Origin of the sequence: Paenibacillus sp. FSL W8-0186, from assembly GCF_037969765.1 — a bacterium.
GTDB lineage: Bacteria > Bacillota > Bacilli > Paenibacillales > Paenibacillaceae > Fontibacillus > Fontibacillus woosongensis.
Genome location: NZ_CP150207.1, coordinates 1,496,489 through 1,512,883 on the forward strand (window position 1 = coordinate 1,496,489; position 16,395 = coordinate 1,512,883).

The following is a 16,395-nucleotide window of genomic DNA, read 5'->3' on the forward strand; positions in this document are numbered from 1 at the left end:
TAACAAACCTTTGGAATAAAAAGTGGATTACACAACGTATGAAATAATGTTATAATAATTGAAAGTGAAATGAATTTACATGAAACATTTCATGGAATGGTTTCAAATGTGACTTCCTTCACTGGAATAAGTATTAATTTGTAGTATTCTAAATTCAAGGCAACAAACTGAGCTTGATAATAACAAAAATAAAATTTGAATATGGATCTTCGGGGTAAGGTGAAATTCCTGACCGGCGGTGATAGTCCGTTCCTTGAACGGCCTTTAGCCCGCGACTCCCTGTCTGAATGAGACAGGGACTGATCTGGTGAAAATCCAGGGCCGACGGTAAAGTCCGGATGGGAGAAGATCAAGGGTAAGCATGCTGTGGATTTGTCATGTCCAGGCAAGCTTATTTGATCAGCCCCCGTACAGATCGACGATGTCGATGACGGGGGTTTTCTGCGTATAAGACTCCGTATTCAAGGTAAGGAGATTGCAAGATGGAAAACGCAACTGTAGGAGTCAAAATCAAACCTTCGCTGCCGCTGCAGGCCGCCCGCCCGAAAAGCGGGTTCTGGCTAGTCGTTCTCGGAGCTGCCCTTTGGGGGGCTGATCCGCTATTTCGCATCATTTTGCTCAAGTCGCTCACATCGGCGCAAATCGTGCTGCTGGAGCATATCATCATCGCCTTGATTGCCATTCCGGTCATGTGGAAGAATCGCCAGGAGCTGCGAGGATTGGGCTGGAAGCAAGCCGGAGCCCTGCTCTTCATTTCCTGGGGCGGATCGGCCATAGCCACGATCCTGTTCACGATGGGACTCGTTCATGGCAATCCCAACGCCGTTCTGCTTCTGCAGAAGCTTCAGCCGCTGTTTGCGATCGTCCTGGCAAGAATGCTGCTAAAGGAACGGCTGCCTCGTCATTTCTCTTGGCTGATTATTCTGGCACTGGCCGGCACCTATCTGCTGACCTTCGGCTTTACTCTGCCGATCGGGCACTGGAGCGAAATCGTACAGGTCGGCAGCCTGCTGTCGCTTGGCGCGGCGGCGCTGTGGGGCGGTTCTACAGTAATGGGCCGTCTGATGGTGGGCCAAATGAAATACGAGACGGTAACCTCGCTTCGCTTCGTGCTGGCACTGCCGCTGTTGTTGGCAATTACCTGGAACGAAGGGGCAGCTTGGAACATACCTACTGAGGCTGGCGCTTTTGCGGCCGTATCCTTGAACTTGCTCGGTCAAGCGCTGCTGCCAGGCTTGCTCAGCCTGCTCGTCTATTATAAAGGGCTGACTACGACCAAGGCCTCGGTCGCCACACTTGCGGAGCTAAGCTTCCCGATGGTCGGAGTACTTATCAACTGGATTGCCTTTCAGGAGATGGTCACGGCCGCTCAGGCCTTCGGTTTTATGCTGATCTGGGCTACGCTGTTCGTGATTTCCCGGCAGTCACAAGCAGCGCCTGATGCGGTACTTAAGTCTTCATAATTCATGTAGATAAGGTGAACAACATATACGTGCTTGCCACATATTCATTTGTTGGGTTCAACTTATAATAAAATAAATGGAATTATAGCAGTTAGTTTTTGCGGCAAGAAGGGAAAAATAGATTTAAATGGATTTCATGTCGTTAGAAGGAGAGAAGTTGCCTGTGACGGGTGGTATCCATGATTTTAGGAGTATTAAATCCATCTACTTCCCTAGTACAATTGTTTGGAGTTTAATTAGATGCCTGCATTCCATTTAATTAGGGCAGTTTGGTATGCATCTTGTGGTACAGCATCTTAGTACAACGGTTGATATATAATGAACTTGATCTGCCTGCTGTACATTCATTTTCAATAATTTATTGCGATCGATCATCATCGTTGTCTTCCAGTGGAAGGCAACGATGATGATCGATTTTTTGTGAAGCGCATCGCGGAGAAATGACCGCAAAATTTGGAGCAGCTCGGTCATATTCACCAGTGAGATGGCAATAAAGTATAACAAGGGGCCAGCGGATTCATCTTCCTGACAAGAAGAAGCCTGCTGGTTTTTTGCATTTATGGATCAATCAGCTAATTTACATAAAGCGCTACATTTAAAGCGTTAACGATAACATTGGTTCTATATGATGGGGGCGATAATAATCATCTTACAGGGAGGGAATTCATGTTGCGAAATATGGGCAGGAGGATTGTATATTTACTGCTGGCGGTTCAGCTTCTTGCCGGCTCACTATTTACAGGGGCTGCAGCTTATGCCGCAGATGATAAAGCAGCAATTGATCATTTGAAGCAGCTTAAGGCGGGAGAAATTGGCGCTGGCGGGCCGCAGGCTGGCGACCTCCAAACCGATGCCGGACAAGCCGGTCATGGACAACCTGCGGAAGCATATTCCGTAACGCAAAATGTATACGCTGCAGCGGACTCTTACGATTTTACAGACAAGCTTTACATTCGCAAAATCGGTTCATACCAGGTCGGCTCCACCAACAAGGATGGCGGCGTGGCCGAGATCGTGAAATACAATAAAGGGAACGGGAGGTTCTACCTCGTTAACGGTTCCTCCAATCCGCCAAGCCTTGATATCGTCAAGCTGGCCGGCGGTGTTTTAACGAAGGAGAAGACGATTCAAGTCAAGGAGCTGGCAGAGTCGGGCGGCTTCCAATACGGCGACTTGACCAGCGTCGATGTACATGAGGAAACGAAGCGCATAGCTCTAGCAGTACAGGAAGCGGATGCGGCCAAAGCGGGCAAAATACTCGTCATGGATGAGGACGGGAATTTGCTGACGACTTACGAGGCCGGCGTGCAGCCGGACATGCTTCTGTTTACGCCGGACGGACGCTATATACTGACGGCGGATGAGGGAGAACCGCGGCTTGCCGGGATCGATCCGGAAGGCAGCGTTACGATCGTCGATACGCTGACCGAAGAGGTGACGCATGTTAAATTTGATGATCCTGCGGTGATCGATGATTTGGTGCATATCCGTGGAGCTTCCGGCGCAGACGGCAGCATCACTGGTCCGGGAAATAAAGCCGACGCCTTGTTCGATTTGGAACCGGAGTATATTGCCCTTTCTTCAGATGGAGAGACCGCTTATGTGTCGCTGCAAGAGAACAATGCGATCGCTGAGGTCAGTATCGCCGCCAGAACGGTAACAGCCGTGCGCGGGTTAGGAGTGAAAGATTTAAACGACCCGGCCAATTCGTTGGACTTGGTGAAGGACGGGACGATCAAGCTGGAGAATGTTCCATTCTTCGGCCAATATATGCCGGATGGAATAGCTGCCTATGATTTTGGCGGCCAGACCTATCTGTTTACGGCCAATGAAGGAGATGTCACCGAATGGCCGGGCCGGGTGAACGGCACAACACTTGGCAAGCTGCGAACCCGGCTGAACCCCGGCTCTGCGGCAGCGCAGTTTCTAGAAAGCAAGGGAACGGTTTACGATAAAGTCGAGGTCGCCGGGGATATGGGGAACGACGAGGTCTATTTGTACGGGGGGCGTTCTTTCTCCATTTGGAATGCTGCGGACATGCGGCTTGTGTATGATAGCGGCAGTGATTTTGAGCAAATTATAGCCCAGCGTCTGCCGGATTATTTCAATGCGAGCAACAGCAAGACAGAAAAGGATGACCGCAGCGGCAAAAAAGGCCCTGAGCCCGAATACGTCTCGGTCGGCCGGGTCGGCGATAAAGTGTTTGCTTTTATCGGGCTGGAGCGGATCGGCGGCGTCATGACTTATGACGTGACTGACCCGGCGGCGCCGGAATTCGTCAATTATACGAATACACGTGATTTCGGCGCGGGCCTGGATACCGATACGGGGCCGGAGGGACTGGAATTCATTCCTGCGCCATACAGCCCGACGGGGCGCCCGCTGCTGCTCGTTGCAAACGAGGTTGGCGGCACCGTGGCTGTCCTGGAGCTGGAGGTTACTAAGGTAACCTTGAATAAGACGGACTTGCGCCTTCATTTGGGCGGTGCCGGAGAGAAGCTGACGGCAGCGGTGGACGCCGTCGGCGTTGGCCAAGTCGGTGTGAAATGGACATCCTCCAATCCCGGTATCGCGGCGGTAAATGGGGATGGCCTCGTTACACCTGTAACTGCCGGGAGTGCGGAGGTTACGGCAATCAGCGAAGACGGCTATGGAATGACTATTGCAAAAGTAACAGTAAGTGAGGCTGCCGCGGCGGACTGGAAGCTGACGGTGATGCATACCAATGATACGCATGCCCATTTGGCCGATGTCGCAAGACGCGGAACCCTTGTCAGGGAAATCCGCGAGGAGACGGCCGGAAACAGCCTGTTGGTCGATGCAGGAGATGTGTTCTCGGGGGATCTTTATTTTACCAAGTGGCTGGGGCTGGCCGATCTGGCGTTCATGAATCAGCTGCAATATGACGCAATGACCTTCGGCAATCACGAGTTTGACCGGGGAACGGCCGTACTTGCCGAATTTGTGAGCCAGGCACAGTTCCCGCTGGTAAGCTCGAACATTGATTTCAGCAAGGATAATCATATGGCGCCATGGATTAGATCGCCTAAGACGATGAGGGCTGGCGCTTTTCAAGCGGCAGGGGATGCTGGCGTGTATCCGTATGTCGTGTTTGACGTCAACGGCAAGCGTGTTGGTGTGATGGGCCTGACCACAGAAGATACCAAGGAAACATCGAGTCCCGGAAAAAATGTTGCATTTCTTCCCGCTGCAGAGGCTGCAGCTGAGACGGTAAAGGCGATGGAGCAAGAAGGAATTCAGATCATTATCGCCTTGTCCCATCTAGGCTATAGCCGGGATAAGCAGCTCGCTGGCGCAGTGGACGGGATCGACCTGATTGTCGGCGGCCATACCCATACGAAGCTGGATGAGCCGGAAATCATCTTGAATTCGGATGGCGGCGCGCCGACGGTGATCGTGCAGGCCAATGAATGGGGGAAATATTTGGGCCGCGTCGATCTTTATTTTGACCGCAACGGCGTCGTGCTGACGGGAGCGGGCCAAACGTCCGGAAGGCTTATTCCCGTAGACAGCCAGGTAGAGGAAGATCGCGAGCTGAAAGCGATGCTGGAGCCATATAACGCTGAACTGGACGTGCTCAAAAAGCAGGTGATCGGAAATGCCGGCGTTGTTCTCGACGGGGAGCGCGACCATGTGCGCTCCAGAGAGACGAATCTGGGGAACCTCATTGCCGATGGAATGCTGGCGAAAGCAAAGGCTCTCAAAAATGCGGATATTGCCCTGACCAATGGCGGGGGAATCCGCGCTTCCATAGACGAAGGCGAAATTACGATGGGCGAGCTGCGCACGGTGATGCCGTTTGGGAACACGCTGTATATTTTGGATGTGACCGGCAAACAGCTTAAGGATGGACTGGAGAATGGCGTTAGCGGCGCCAAGCTTGCCGATCTGCCGGGTAAATTTCCGCAGGTCGCCGGCATGAAGTTCAAGTGGGATCTGAAAGCTCCGGCTGGCAGCAAAGTGTATGATATCCAGATTCAATATGGTGAGCGGTACATTCCGCTGAATGAGTCTGCGATTTACCGCTTGGCAACCAACAGCTTCGTGGCCAACGGGGGAGACGGCTATGCTTCCTTTGCCGAGGCGGTTGCGCTTGGCGCGTACCATGAGGATCTCGGGTATCCCGACTATGAGATCTTTATTGAGCATGTGGAGCAGCAGGGAGGGACGGTCCATCCCCGGGTAGAAGGGCGTATTGTTGAACAAGCGAAGCCGGAGAGCAAACCTGGAAATGGCGGCGGGTCCGGCAATGCTGGCGGCGGCAATGCTGGTGGTGGCAGTAACGCTGTCGGCGGGAGCCAAGGAAATGGCAAAAATGAGCCGGATAAGGAACAGGGCCCCAGCGGAAACGGCAGTCAGGGAGCGCATGTGCTGTCCGGCGAACAGCTGCAGCGGACAAAAGAAATCGCAGCGGACGGCACGGAAATGATCCGGATTACCGCGCAGCTGTCTGACGTTGAAGCTGCATTGGCAGCCGCCGAGCAAGGGAACCGTGAGATCATGATTCAGGCGGAGGATAAGGACTTTGCTGGATCAGGTTCCGCTTTGCAAGCAGTAAAGGTGTCTCTTCAAGCAAAGGCGCTGGCATCAGCATCCTCTAAAGACAAGAACCTCGTCATGGTCATCCGTACCGCATCAGCAAGTTATCGTCTTCCGCTGCATGTGCTGGGTTTACAGCAGTTAGAGAGCAATAATGGCGCGCTGGATTGGCAGAAGGCTTCGGTTAATGTCATTTTGGCACCCGTCACAGGAGAGAAGCTGCAGCAGATTAACAGTAAAGCCGCGGATCTGGGAGCCGGAATCATACCCGGTACGGTCTTTGATTTTAAAGTGACCTTATCCGGGAAAGACGAGGAACGGGAGATCAGTTATTTCGGGCTAACCTATGTCAGTCGAACGATCGGCATTCCTGATCATTTTGCCGATAAGCTATTAACGGCGGTGCAATATGATGAAGCGACTGGTGAATTGCTCTTCGTGCCTGCGGTGAAAATACACACAACTGAAGGGACTGCCCTTGAAATCAAACGCCCCGGCAACAACAGCATCTATGCTGTGCTGGAATACCGCAAAACGTTTGCGGATATCCATGGGCATTGGGCCCAGCAGGCGATCGAGGCCTTGGCTTCACGAATGATCGCTGCAGGAACGGATGATTCCACATTTGCTCCAGGGCAAGCAGTGAGCAAAGGCGAATTTGCAGCTTTGCTGATGCGGAGCCTGGGATTGGCCTCAGTTACAGCAATCGGGGATAGCCGATTTGCTGATGTCGGCTCCAATACGCCGCATGCCGCGGAGATTGGCTCTGCTGCACAGTATGGGATCGTAACCGGCGATGAATCCGGCCATTTCAATCCGGATCAAGAGCTAAACCGCGCCGAAATGGCTGTAATGGTCGCCCATGCCCTCCGCCTTGTGGACGGCAGCGATGGAAGCAATATACCGGGATCTTTGGCGGTATTTAAGGATCAGCACGCGATTCCTGCCTGGGCGATCCCCGGCGCTGCCTATCTGGCGGATCGTGGTATGGTGAAGGGCGATCCGCAGGGCAATTTCGAGGCTCGCGGGAAGGTAACCCGCGCCCAAGCTGCAGTGATCCTGCTGAAATTGCTCCGAGAGCTTGGATTTGTGGACGAGGCATAAGGAACGGAACCAGGTGGGGAGGTAGCATAGGATTGGACATACCAGAGGACGCCGACAGGCGTCCTTTTTGGTTTGTATTCTTGGTCGCTGAAGCTTGTTTAGCAAGTGCGGCAACATAAGGTCAAGGATTCGTCTGCGCGGGCGATCCGACTACGCACGTTGAAGGAGGCCATTCGCCCGTAAGCCTGTTAGCCCCGGAAACCGGTCAGTCGGTCAGCCTGGTAGCCTGGTAGTCTGGTAGCCTGAGCCTGAGTCTAACGACTCCCATTCACGTTATTTGTACCAATTTGCGCTTATTTTACATTTAACGGCTGTCAGCCACGCTATTTAAGGTTTATCTACAGTTTTGAGCAATAAAGATTGAAATAGCGTTCCCTGGTTTCGTTAGATTCTGACAGAGGCTATTTTCGGAAAAATAGTGATCGTGAGAATCGTTAAAACCAACCACTAGTACTCGTTCTATGTCACAATTTCGATCCGTCACGTCTTAGTTATGGTCTATGTTAGCTTCAGTCTTGTGTCTTGGTCTCGCGTTTCAACCTCGCGCCACGTTCTCACGACTCGGCGCCGCGGGTGTCGTAGTTCATCACTTCCAATCAGCAGCAATCGTTTGCTTACTAGAAGGCGAAGGAGCTTTATTGTTATTGACAAGAATAGAGCGAATGGTTACCTTAAATAGAAATGATCGTAAAGAACTGGAAAAATGCATGGGCTATAGGAGGATACTTGTCTTGAACAAATGGATGGCAATCTTAATAGCAGGTCTCATGGCGGCGGTGGTCACTTCGGGCTGTACAGTGGATTCAAACCCAGAGGCGGTTAATACGTCGACAGTTAGTGATGGCAAGAACGACAAAGGCTCGAATTCGAATACCACCACTTCGAATCAAAATTTGCCGAAGGCGGAGGAGCTTATACAACGGATGAACGAGGCTGGAAAGGAACTCATGAGCTTCTCGACCGAAGTGGATGTATACCAGACTATTGTAAACAGGGTTTCGAATACGGCTTCCACCGAACAAATTATTGATTCGTTAACGAAAAGCGATATCATTAAAGAACCGTTTCAGACCCATTCAAGCACCCAGACGAAAATGCATACCGAGGACATGTCCATGGTTATGGAGCAGTATGTCACGAAAGATGCCATTTATATGAAATTAGGGAATGACTGGATGAAGATGAATGAAGAGATGAGGAGCAAAGCGATGCCAGGCATGGTGGAGGCAGGCTATCCCTGGCGGCAGCTAGAGCCGTACCGCTCCGTGGAGGATGCACTGGAAGTTAGCGAAGAGGGAGGACACTATGTTATCCGAGCGAAGCTAAATGACAGCCAGCTGTTAAAATTCACCGAAAGCTATAGAAATCAAACGAATTATCGTGGCGAGCCGCTAACGGATAACTACACCGATATAAAAATTAGGAAGGCCAACATTGTGTATACTGTCCGCAAAGACACTTATTACCCGGTTGAAGTCAGCTTATCTACGGATATGGACGTAACGATGTCAGGCAACACATTTTCCATAAAAAGCGAAAGCCGGAGCAAGTACTCCAATTATAATGAAATCCAGGAAATCAACATACCGCAGGAAGTACTGGCGGCCCAATAAATGAGAAAGCACCCCGGAAAGGGGTGCTTTTCTGTCTGAAGGTAAATAAGATTTGCAAAGGTATATTAAGAAGTAACCTAACTATTCGAAATTTCCCGGGCTGATTCGCGTACAAGTGGATTGGCAGGTGAGAGGGTTGGAGCTGCCGCGAAAATCCACCTCCGCACCACGAAATACAGCACTTCGACCAGCACGATGGCACCAACAATATCCAGGAGAACATGCTGCTTCACGAACACCGTGGAAGCCGTAATCGTCCAGGACGCAACAATAATTGTCCATTTGGATACAGCGGACCATTTGCATTCAGCCAGCCCTTTGAGCATCAAATAACTGGTCAGAACATGGATGCTTGGAAAACAGTTATACGGCCCATCGGTCCGGTAAATGAAATCGACCAGCCAGTAGGTCAGCCCCGTTTCGGTAATTTCCGGACGCCCTACGGTCGTCTGGTAGAAATAGAAAGTGATGTAACTGGCGATGAGTCCCAGGCAAAGTGTGAGCAGCGTGCGATAGTACGTTGTTTTATTTTTAATGAAATAAGCGAAGAGCATGGCCAAAATAAAAGGGTACCACAAAATATATGGAATAATAAAAGCAGATATAAAAGGGATATGGTCATCCCAAGAAATCATCAGGCTTCTCACCGTCGTATTGCCGTGGTTCAATACTCCATAAAAAATATTAAGTACCGGAATGGCCAAAATCCATAATAGCGGCTTGTAGTCCGCAAGCTTTCTCTTCAATCCATTCGACCCCTTATCCCCATTTTCTGTATATATGTTACTCCATAGGTATAGCAGATGTGCAGGAAGATTGCCACCTAGAAAATGTCATATTTTGCTGACAAAGTTTTAATATATATAACCCTGTAAGACAGGCTAAAGCAACTATAGGGGGTTGAAGTGGATTTCTCTCTTCCAGACCCGCTACCTAACAAGGATCGAAAAAGCGCTGTAAACCAATAAAAGCGTCATGATCAGATTGAACGGCCGTCTGTAGCGCATGATGACTTTTTGCAAAATAGAGCCGAACAGACTCCACGTGAAGGTACTCAGGAAACCCGTTACGCCTAACAATACGGAAAGAAGAAAATAGCTTAAGTACGAAGTGTAATAGGGTGCAATAAAGGTTCCCACTAAGGTAATGCTGAATAGGATGCCTTTCGGATTGACGAATTGCAGCAAAGCGCCGGTGAGGAAGAGATTGCCTTCCCGGTAATCCCTGGAATCTCCCGTATCTTTACTGGTCAGTATTTTATAGGCCAAATACAGCATATAGCCTACGCCAAGCAGGGTTAATGGAAGCTCAATCACGGGCAGTACGCTGGCAAGCAGGAGGTTAAAGAAACTGCAGCATAGCAAGGTGATGATGAAAAATCCGCTGCCCACGCCCATACTGAATTTCACGGTTCTGCGCAGTCCCCGATGAGCCATGGCCATAGCCATAATGTTGTTGGGGCCTGGGGTGAAGCTGGATATGAATACAAAGAGTAGAAACGAAATGACGGGCATAAAGATCTCCTTCGCTTGAATATATGTTAAAATATACTCAACGGACGTTATAGCGACCGTTGTACTTTATATTATACATATCGGACGTTATATTGTATATAAGGAGGAGGCTCATGGAGGAAATTCATCTTATTCTTGCGAGAAATTTAAAAGCCATTCGCGAAAAGGAAAAATTAAGCTTGGAGAAGGTATCTCAGCTAAGCGGCGTAAGCAAGACGATGATCGGACAGATCGAGCGCGGTGAATCAAGCCCGACTCTTACGACCATTTGGAAAATCGCGAATGGACTGAAGGTTTCTTTTACTACACTTATCCAGCAGTCCCAGCCGGAGACGGAAGTCGTTATACGAAATGAGTTACAAGCATTGACGGAGGATAACGGGAAGTATAGAGTATACCCCTGCTTTCCTTATCAGGAGGATCGGCGCTTTGAGCTATACCAGGTAGAAATTGAGCCTGGGGGAATGCTGCAGTCGGAGGCCCACAGAGAGGCAACGGAGGAATACATCATGGTTTATGATGGCGAGCTTAGCCTCCGCGTCAATGAAAATGAATATAAATTGCAGCAAGGTGATTCCATCAGGTTTAGGGCAGACAGGCCGCATACTTATGTTAATGCTGGAAAGTCGCTAGTCCGGCTAAGCATGACGATCTATTATGCACCGCCGTCACATGAGCTTTAAGCTAGACGCACAAAATTCTACAAAAACCCCCGGTTCAATTACCGCTAATGCGGGCTGAACCGGGGGTTTTGGCGTGCTTAACTCGACTATTTGTGCCATGGTGCCGGGTGGTTCAAAAGAGATGCTGACACTTCAAGGTTTCTACTTACACTTCTTCGTACAATCTTCTCAGAAACTCGACGCTCCCCGCCAAATGCGGTTCGGTTGTACTCTCCATAAGGCCCTGAATATGTGGCCGTTCGTATTTCATATAGCGGAGAATCGGCTCGAACTTGAGAAAACCCTGGCCTACGGGGACCATTTCGATTCGTCCGTCCTTCACGATGAAATCCTTCAGATGGAGGACGGCGATCCGATCACCCAGCAGCTCCAGCGCTTCGGCAACCACTTCGTCCTGCCGCGTATAGTTGTCCGGCGACATCAGGTTGGCGCAGTCGAGAATGATCTGCAAATTGTTCGAAGGAATCGCATCCAGCAGGCGACGGGCCAATGAAGCAGTGTGAAGGGGATGATTTAATCCCGCTTCGATGCCAACCGTGACGCCAAAGCGCTCGGCTTCGGCAACCATCTCGCGTACTGCAGGTATGACCCTTTGGAAGGCTTCTTCGGTAAAGTTGTCGGTCGTGTAGCCATGGCCAACGCTGCCCGTCTCCGTACCTACAAGGCTGGCGCCGAAATCTCTCGCCAAGCGGATATTGGTCTTGAAGTCAGCCAGCGCCTGGGCCTCTGTCTGCGGGTCGGGCGCTACGATATTGACATAGCAGCCCAGCACCGCAATTTGAATGCCCGCCCGCCGGAAGGCGTTGCCGTAGTAAGCCGCCGTGCCCGGACTCAAAGCGGAAAGGCTGGGTGCGCTCTCCGGAAAAGATTTCTTGATCGCAAATTGAATATGCGAGAACTCGTATTGCTGCAGCTTCTGAATCAGATCGGTCAATGGAATTTGTCCGAAATCATGGGCGCGAACGCCGAGATGAAGTGGAACCGTCATGTGATCTCCCCTTTTAAATGCTGCTTGAGAGCAGATAGTTCATCCGATTGCTGGATGGCTAGTGCTACGAGCCTGGCGATTTGCCTTGCTCCTTCGTCCGAGAAATGAGTATCGTCGATGATGCCGGACGGGTAATTCGGATGGTCCCCCTCCGGCAGGTGCATGAATAGACGCTTCGATTCGTCAGTCCCCAATGATTGGTACAACTGCTGCGAAGCCGTATAAATATCAAGCAGCGGCGCGCCTGTCTCCGATGCGACTTCCCTCATCGCGGAAGGATACTCGCCTACCGCGCAGGGATCAAGGGTGCCATCTTCCAAGAAGCGGCGGCGGCTGACGGAGGTTAGCAGCACAGGCATACCGCCCTGCTTGCGGGCGCAGTCAATGAAACGCTGCAAATTTAAGCGGTATTCCTGCTGTGGGTCGGCGTAACGGCTGGGGTCTTCTATTTTGCCGTCATTGTGCCCGAACTGGATGAACAGGTAGTCGCCGGCACCAAAATCCCGTTCGATGTCCGCCAGCCGTCCTTCAGCCAGGAATGATTTCGTGCTTCGTCCGTTAATGGCCCGATTATCCACGCGGATAGTGGATTGGAAGAACCCTTGCAAATATTCGCCCCAGCCGGTCATCGGCTTCTCGGCAGCGCCTTTCAGAGCGGCGGTGGAATCGCCGGCAATAAACAAGGTATGGCTCATCATGATCCCTTCTTTACATAATGATGTTGGCCTAGCCAATTCTCGGCAAGGGGGAGCCATTGCCGCACATGCTCATGATCGTCTGCGAGGCCGAGGCCGTGGCGCCCTTCCTCGAATATGTGCAGCTCAAAAGGAACTTTATGACGGGACAGGGCCCCCGCAAACAGCAGGCTGTTCTCGACAGGCACCACGCTGTCATCGGCCGTCATCCAGATGAAAGTAGGAGGAGTGTCGGCCGTAACACGCTGATCAGATGACCAGGCATCCAATAAATCCTTCGCAGGACTTGCTCCCAGAAATTTACGGCGGCTGCCTTCATGGGTATACGGTTCATGGAGCGAGATGACAGGATAGCAGAGCAGCAGCAGATTCGGCTTCACCGTTCCTGTAGTCGCAGCAATGGAAGCCAAGTGGCCTCCCGCAGAGGAACCGATCATCCCGACCTGGTCAGGGATCACATACCAATTTTTGGGCGCTTCTCGCACCCATTTGAGGGCATCCTCCACATCCTTGATCAGGTCAGTGAACTCGAAATCACCTACCTGATAATGCAGCACGCCAGCATGAATTCCCAGGCTGTTTAGCCAGCGGGCGATGGGCTCCCCTTCATGTTGAGCGAGATGGGTATAACCGCCGCCAGGCAGCACAAGAACGAAAGGACGGGCTTTACCGCCATCCTCAGCCTTGCTGCGTTCATCGGTGTCTTCTTCCTCGTTAGCCTCTGTGACAGGATAGAGAAAGAGGAGGGAGGTTTCCGCCGGAAACTTCCCTTCCTCTTTCGTTAAATGCTCGTTGCTTGCACAAACCAATAACATGAGCGCCGTCTCCTTTACTTGGCAGAACTGAAGCCAAAATAGTTGGCTGCATTGTTATAGGAAATGTCCTCAACCAGCTTTCCGAGCAGGGCAGCATCATTTGGCGCTTCTCCGCGCTCCACCCATTCGCCGATCAACTCGCACAACACGCGGCGGAAATATTCGTGGCGGGTGTAGGACAGAAAGCTGCGCGAATCGGTCAGCATCCCGACGAAATTGGCCAATACGCTATTATCGGCAAACATCGTGAGCTGATGGCGCATTCCGCTGCGGGTATCATTGTACCACCAGCCCGATCCCAGCTGCAGCTTGCCTGGCGTATCCTTCTGATAGCAGCCCATCAAAGCCAGGATCGCCGGATAGTCGTTCGGATTCAAGGAGTACAGAATCGTCTTCGGCAGTCCTTGCGTACTCTCTGCGCGATCCAGCAATTGCGAGAGCGATACGGTGAGCGACAGGTCGTTGATGCCGTCGTAGCCGGTATCAGGACCCAGCTTGTTGAACATCGGCGTGTTGTTGTTTCGGTAAGCGTGGATGTGAAGCTGCATCGTCCAATTCATTTCATGGTACATGCCGATCAATGCGGACAGAAGCTCAGTGCGATAAATGGTTATTTCTTCTTTGGACAGATCATCCCCGGCCAGCCTTTTGGCAAAAATCCGCTCCACGTCGCCCGCTTCTCCGGCTTGATAACGAAGCACGTCTAGGGCATGATCCGACAGGCGGCAGCCGTGCTCATGGAAAAACAGCACGCGATTCTTGAGCGCATTCACCAAGTCTGTATACGAAGCGACCGCTGTTCCGGCTGCCTGCTCCAGACGTCCAATCCAGTCCTTGAAGCCCGGGGCGTCAATGTTGAGCGCCTTGTCCGGACGGAAGGTCGGGAACACCTGGAAGTCTTGCTCCTCTTTGCTCAGGGCTTGATGGTACTCCAGGGAATCAACGGGGTCATCCGTCGTACAAATGATTTTCACTTTGGAAGCCTTAATGAGGCTGCGGCGCCGGAAGTCCGGGGAAGCAAGCTTCTCGTTCGCTTTCTCCCAAATTCGCGGTGCGGATTGTTCGTTTAACAGCTCATCGATGCCGAAAAACCGGCGCAGCTCCAGATGGGTCCAGCTAAACAGCGGGTTGCCGATCGTTTTCGGAACGGTTCTTGCCCAAGCGAGAAACTTATCGTAGTCCGATGCGTCTCCGGTAATGTGGGACTCGGGGACGCCGTTGGCGCGCATCAGGCGCCATTTGTAGTGATCCCCGTAGAGCCACGCCTCGGTAATATTCTTGAAATTCTTATTCTCATAGATTTCCTTCGGATCAAGATGGCAATGATAGTCGATGATCGGCATATTGTCGGCGTAGTCATGGAACAGCGACTCGGCCATATCTGTCGTTAACAGGAAGTTGTCATTTAGAAACATACCGCTTGGCTCCTTTATGGTTATTCGAGATATCCTATAAGTCCAATTACAGCGTGACACCGGTCTTGAAGATCGCCAGCTCGCGAACTTCGTTCTGTTCGTTGCGGGTTGGCTGGCCGCTGGCTACGGCGATCACATAATCGATGAATTCCTCCAGAACTTGTTCCATCGGCGTGTCGAGCAGCGGGCCGGCGTTGAAATCCATCCAATGTTTTTTGTTATTGTAAATGTCGTTGTTGGTGGCGATTTTTACCGTCGGTACGAAGCTGCCGAACGGTGTTCCCCGGCCCGTCGTAAACAGAACGAGCTGACAATCGGAAGCGGCAAGCGCAGAGGAGGCGACAAGGTCGTTGCCTGGCGCCTGCAGGAGGCTAAGCCCCTTCTTGCGCAGCTTCTCGCCATACTGCAGCACATCGACGACCGGAGCGGTTCCGGCTTTTTGCGTACAGCCAAGCGATTTGTCCTCCAGCGTGCTGATCCCGCCGGCTTTGTTGCCCGGGGAAGGATTCTCGTAGACCGATTCCCCATGGGACAGGAAGTACTGCTTGAAGTCATTGATCAAATGCACGATGTCCTCAAAAACTTCCTTGTTCTCTGCACGGGCCATCAGCATTTTCTCTGCGCCGAACATTTCGGGCACTTCCGTTAATACGGAGGTTCCGCCCTGGGAGATCAGGAAGTCCGAGAACGCGCCGAGCAGCGGATTCGCCGTAATGCCGGAGAAGCCATCGGAGCCTCCGCATTTCAGGCCAACGTTGAGCTCAGAGAGCGGTACAGGCTCGCGGCGGTCATTTTGCGCTGCAATATAAAGCTCCTCCAGCAGCTGCAAGCCGGCCTCCACTTCATTTCCGACCTCCTGGGCAACGAGGAACTTGACGCGTTCTTCGTCATAGTCGCCCAGTATGCTGCGGAATTCAGACACGATGTTGTTCTCACAGCCCAGGCCAAAGACGAGTACGCCGCCGGCGTTCGGATGATAGACCGCATCCGCCAGAATGCTGCGCGTCATACGGTGATCGTCTCCGAGCTGGGAGCAGCCGTAGGGATGCTTCAGCACGGTAATATTATCAAAGGTACCGAGATCAGGATGGATTGCCTTGAATTCCTTAATCATCAGCTCGGCAACCCCGTTGACGCAGCCAACCGTAGGAACGATGAACAGGTCGTTGCGGATGCCGACTTTGCCGTTCTTGCGGCGGTAGCCCTGGAAGGTCAGATCGCGTTTTGGATGCGTCACCGGATGGAGATCCGGAACATATTCGTATTCCTCTTCGCCCTCCAGATTTGTCGCCAAATTATGCGTATGCACCCATCCGCCGCGCTGGATCGCGGACGTGGCGTGACCGATCGGGTAGCCGTATTTAGTCACTACATCGTTAGGCTCGAAGCTGGTTAAAGCGATTTTATGGCCTTGTGGAATATCCTCGAGTGCTGTTAACACCTGATTATCGAAATTCAGCTCTTCCCCTGCGCTGATCGGCCTTAAGGCCACAGCAACGGTATCGCGGGGGTTCATTTTCGTTAGTCTTTGCATCCTCATCATCT

Annotated in this window: 11 protein-coding genes and 1 riboswitch; of the genes, 4 read left to right on the forward strand and 7 right to left on the reverse strand. The window is 51.7% G+C overall.

The features are described from left to right. Positions 1-201 precede the first annotated feature (201 nt). Positions 202-354: riboswitch (FMN riboswitch) on the forward strand. Positions 355-482: 128 nt separating this feature from the next. The 3 genes from MKX50_RS06450 (at position 483) to MKX50_RS06460 (ending at position 8,740) form a co-directional block, all read left to right on the forward strand. After that, positions 483-1,463, forward strand: coding sequence for a DMT family transporter (locus tag MKX50_RS06450; RefSeq protein ID WP_339158833.1), 981 nt, complete (start codon positions 483-485; stop codon positions 1,461-1,463). A 666-nt stretch (positions 1,464-2,129) separates the two neighbouring features. Then, positions 2,130-7,127, forward strand: a complete 4,998-nt coding sequence (locus tag MKX50_RS06455) for a choice-of-anchor I family protein (RefSeq protein ID WP_339158835.1) — start codon at positions 2,130-2,132, stop codon at positions 7,125-7,127. 731 nt (positions 7,128-7,858) lie between these two features. Then, positions 7,859-8,740, forward strand: coding sequence for a DUF6612 family protein (locus MKX50_RS06460; protein WP_213592564.1), 882 nt, complete (start codon positions 7,859-7,861; stop codon positions 8,738-8,740). A 77-nt stretch (positions 8,741-8,817) separates the two neighbouring features. Here the strand turns inward: MKX50_RS06460 and MKX50_RS06465 are convergent, their stop codons facing one another. Beyond that, complete coding sequence (locus MKX50_RS06465) at positions 8,818-9,486, reverse strand: phosphatase PAP2 family protein (protein ID WP_155609587.1); 669 nt, start codon at positions 9,484-9,486, stop codon at positions 8,818-8,820. Positions 9,487-9,669: 183 nt separating this feature from the next. Beyond that, positions 9,670-10,254: a LysE family transporter gene (locus MKX50_RS06470; protein ID WP_339158837.1), complete on the reverse strand. Its 585-nt coding sequence runs from the start codon at positions 10,252-10,254 to the stop codon at positions 9,670-9,672. A 113-nt stretch (positions 10,255-10,367) separates the two neighbouring features. Between MKX50_RS06470 and MKX50_RS06475 the strand changes: the two genes are divergently transcribed. Beyond that, positions 10,368-10,937: an XRE family transcriptional regulator gene (locus tag MKX50_RS06475; protein WP_339158839.1), complete on the forward strand. Its 570-nt coding sequence runs from the start codon at positions 10,368-10,370 to the stop codon at positions 10,935-10,937. Positions 10,938-11,082: 145 nt separating this feature from the next. On the opposite strand, the gene MKX50_RS06480 is transcribed toward MKX50_RS06475, so the two are convergent. The 5 genes from MKX50_RS06480 to MKX50_RS06500 are packed head-to-tail and all read right to left on the reverse strand — an operon-like array spanning position 11,083 to position 16,384. Further along, positions 11,083-11,925, reverse strand: a complete 843-nt coding sequence (locus tag MKX50_RS06480) for a sugar phosphate isomerase/epimerase (RefSeq protein WP_213592552.1) — start codon at positions 11,923-11,925, stop codon at positions 11,083-11,085. Next, positions 11,922-12,623, reverse strand: coding sequence for a rhamnogalacturonan acetylesterase (locus tag MKX50_RS06485; protein ID WP_339158841.1), 702 nt, complete (start codon positions 12,621-12,623; stop codon positions 11,922-11,924). Before MKX50_RS06485 ends, MKX50_RS06480 begins: the two co-directional genes overlap by 4 nt. Continuing rightward, positions 12,620-13,435, reverse strand: coding sequence for an alpha/beta hydrolase (locus tag MKX50_RS06490; RefSeq protein ID WP_244996587.1), 816 nt, complete (start codon positions 13,433-13,435; stop codon positions 12,620-12,622). The genes MKX50_RS06485 and MKX50_RS06490 overlap by 4 nt, the downstream gene beginning before the upstream one ends. Positions 13,436-13,449: 14 nt before the next feature. Then, positions 13,450-14,850, reverse strand: a complete 1,401-nt coding sequence (uxaC, locus tag MKX50_RS06495) for a glucuronate isomerase (protein WP_213592550.1) — start codon at positions 14,848-14,850, stop codon at positions 13,450-13,452. A 46-nt stretch (positions 14,851-14,896) separates the two neighbouring features. After that, positions 14,897-16,384: an altronate dehydratase family protein gene (locus MKX50_RS06500; RefSeq protein WP_213592548.1), complete on the reverse strand. Its 1,488-nt coding sequence runs from the start codon at positions 16,382-16,384 to the stop codon at positions 14,897-14,899. Positions 16,385-16,395: the final 11 nt, after the last annotated feature.

Excerpts from the sequence above, each read along its gene's own strand:
- MKX50_RS06450 (WP_339158833.1), top strand. The coding sequence starts at position 483 with ATGGAAAACGCAACTGTAGGAGTCAAAATCAAACCTTCGCTGCCGCTG.
- MKX50_RS06455 (WP_339158835.1), top strand. The coding sequence starts at position 2,130 with ATGTTGCGAAATATGGGCAGGAGGATTGTATATTTACTGCTGGCGGTT.
- MKX50_RS06470 (WP_339158837.1), bottom strand. The coding sequence starts at position 10,254 with ATGCCCGTCATTTCGTTTCTACTCTTTGTATTCATATCCAGCTTCACC.
- MKX50_RS06475 (WP_339158839.1), top strand. The coding sequence starts at position 10,368 with ATGGAGGAAATTCATCTTATTCTTGCGAGAAATTTAAAAGCCATTCGC.
- MKX50_RS06480 (WP_213592552.1), bottom strand. The coding sequence starts at position 11,925 with ATGACGGTTCCACTTCATCTCGGCGTTCGCGCCCATGATTTCGGACAA.
- MKX50_RS06485 (WP_339158841.1), bottom strand. The coding sequence starts at position 12,623 with ATGATGAGCCATACCTTGTTTATTGCCGGCGATTCCACCGCCGCTCTG.
- MKX50_RS06490 (WP_244996587.1), bottom strand. The coding sequence starts at position 13,435 with ATGTTATTGGTTTGTGCAAGCAACGAGCATTTAACGAAAGAGGAAGGG.
- uxaC (WP_213592550.1), bottom strand. The coding sequence starts at position 14,850 with ATGTTTCTAAATGACAACTTCCTGTTAACGACAGATATGGCCGAGTCG.
- MKX50_RS06500 (WP_213592548.1), bottom strand. The coding sequence starts at position 16,384 with ATGCAAAGACTAACGAAAATGAACCCCCGCGATACCGTTGCTGTGGCC.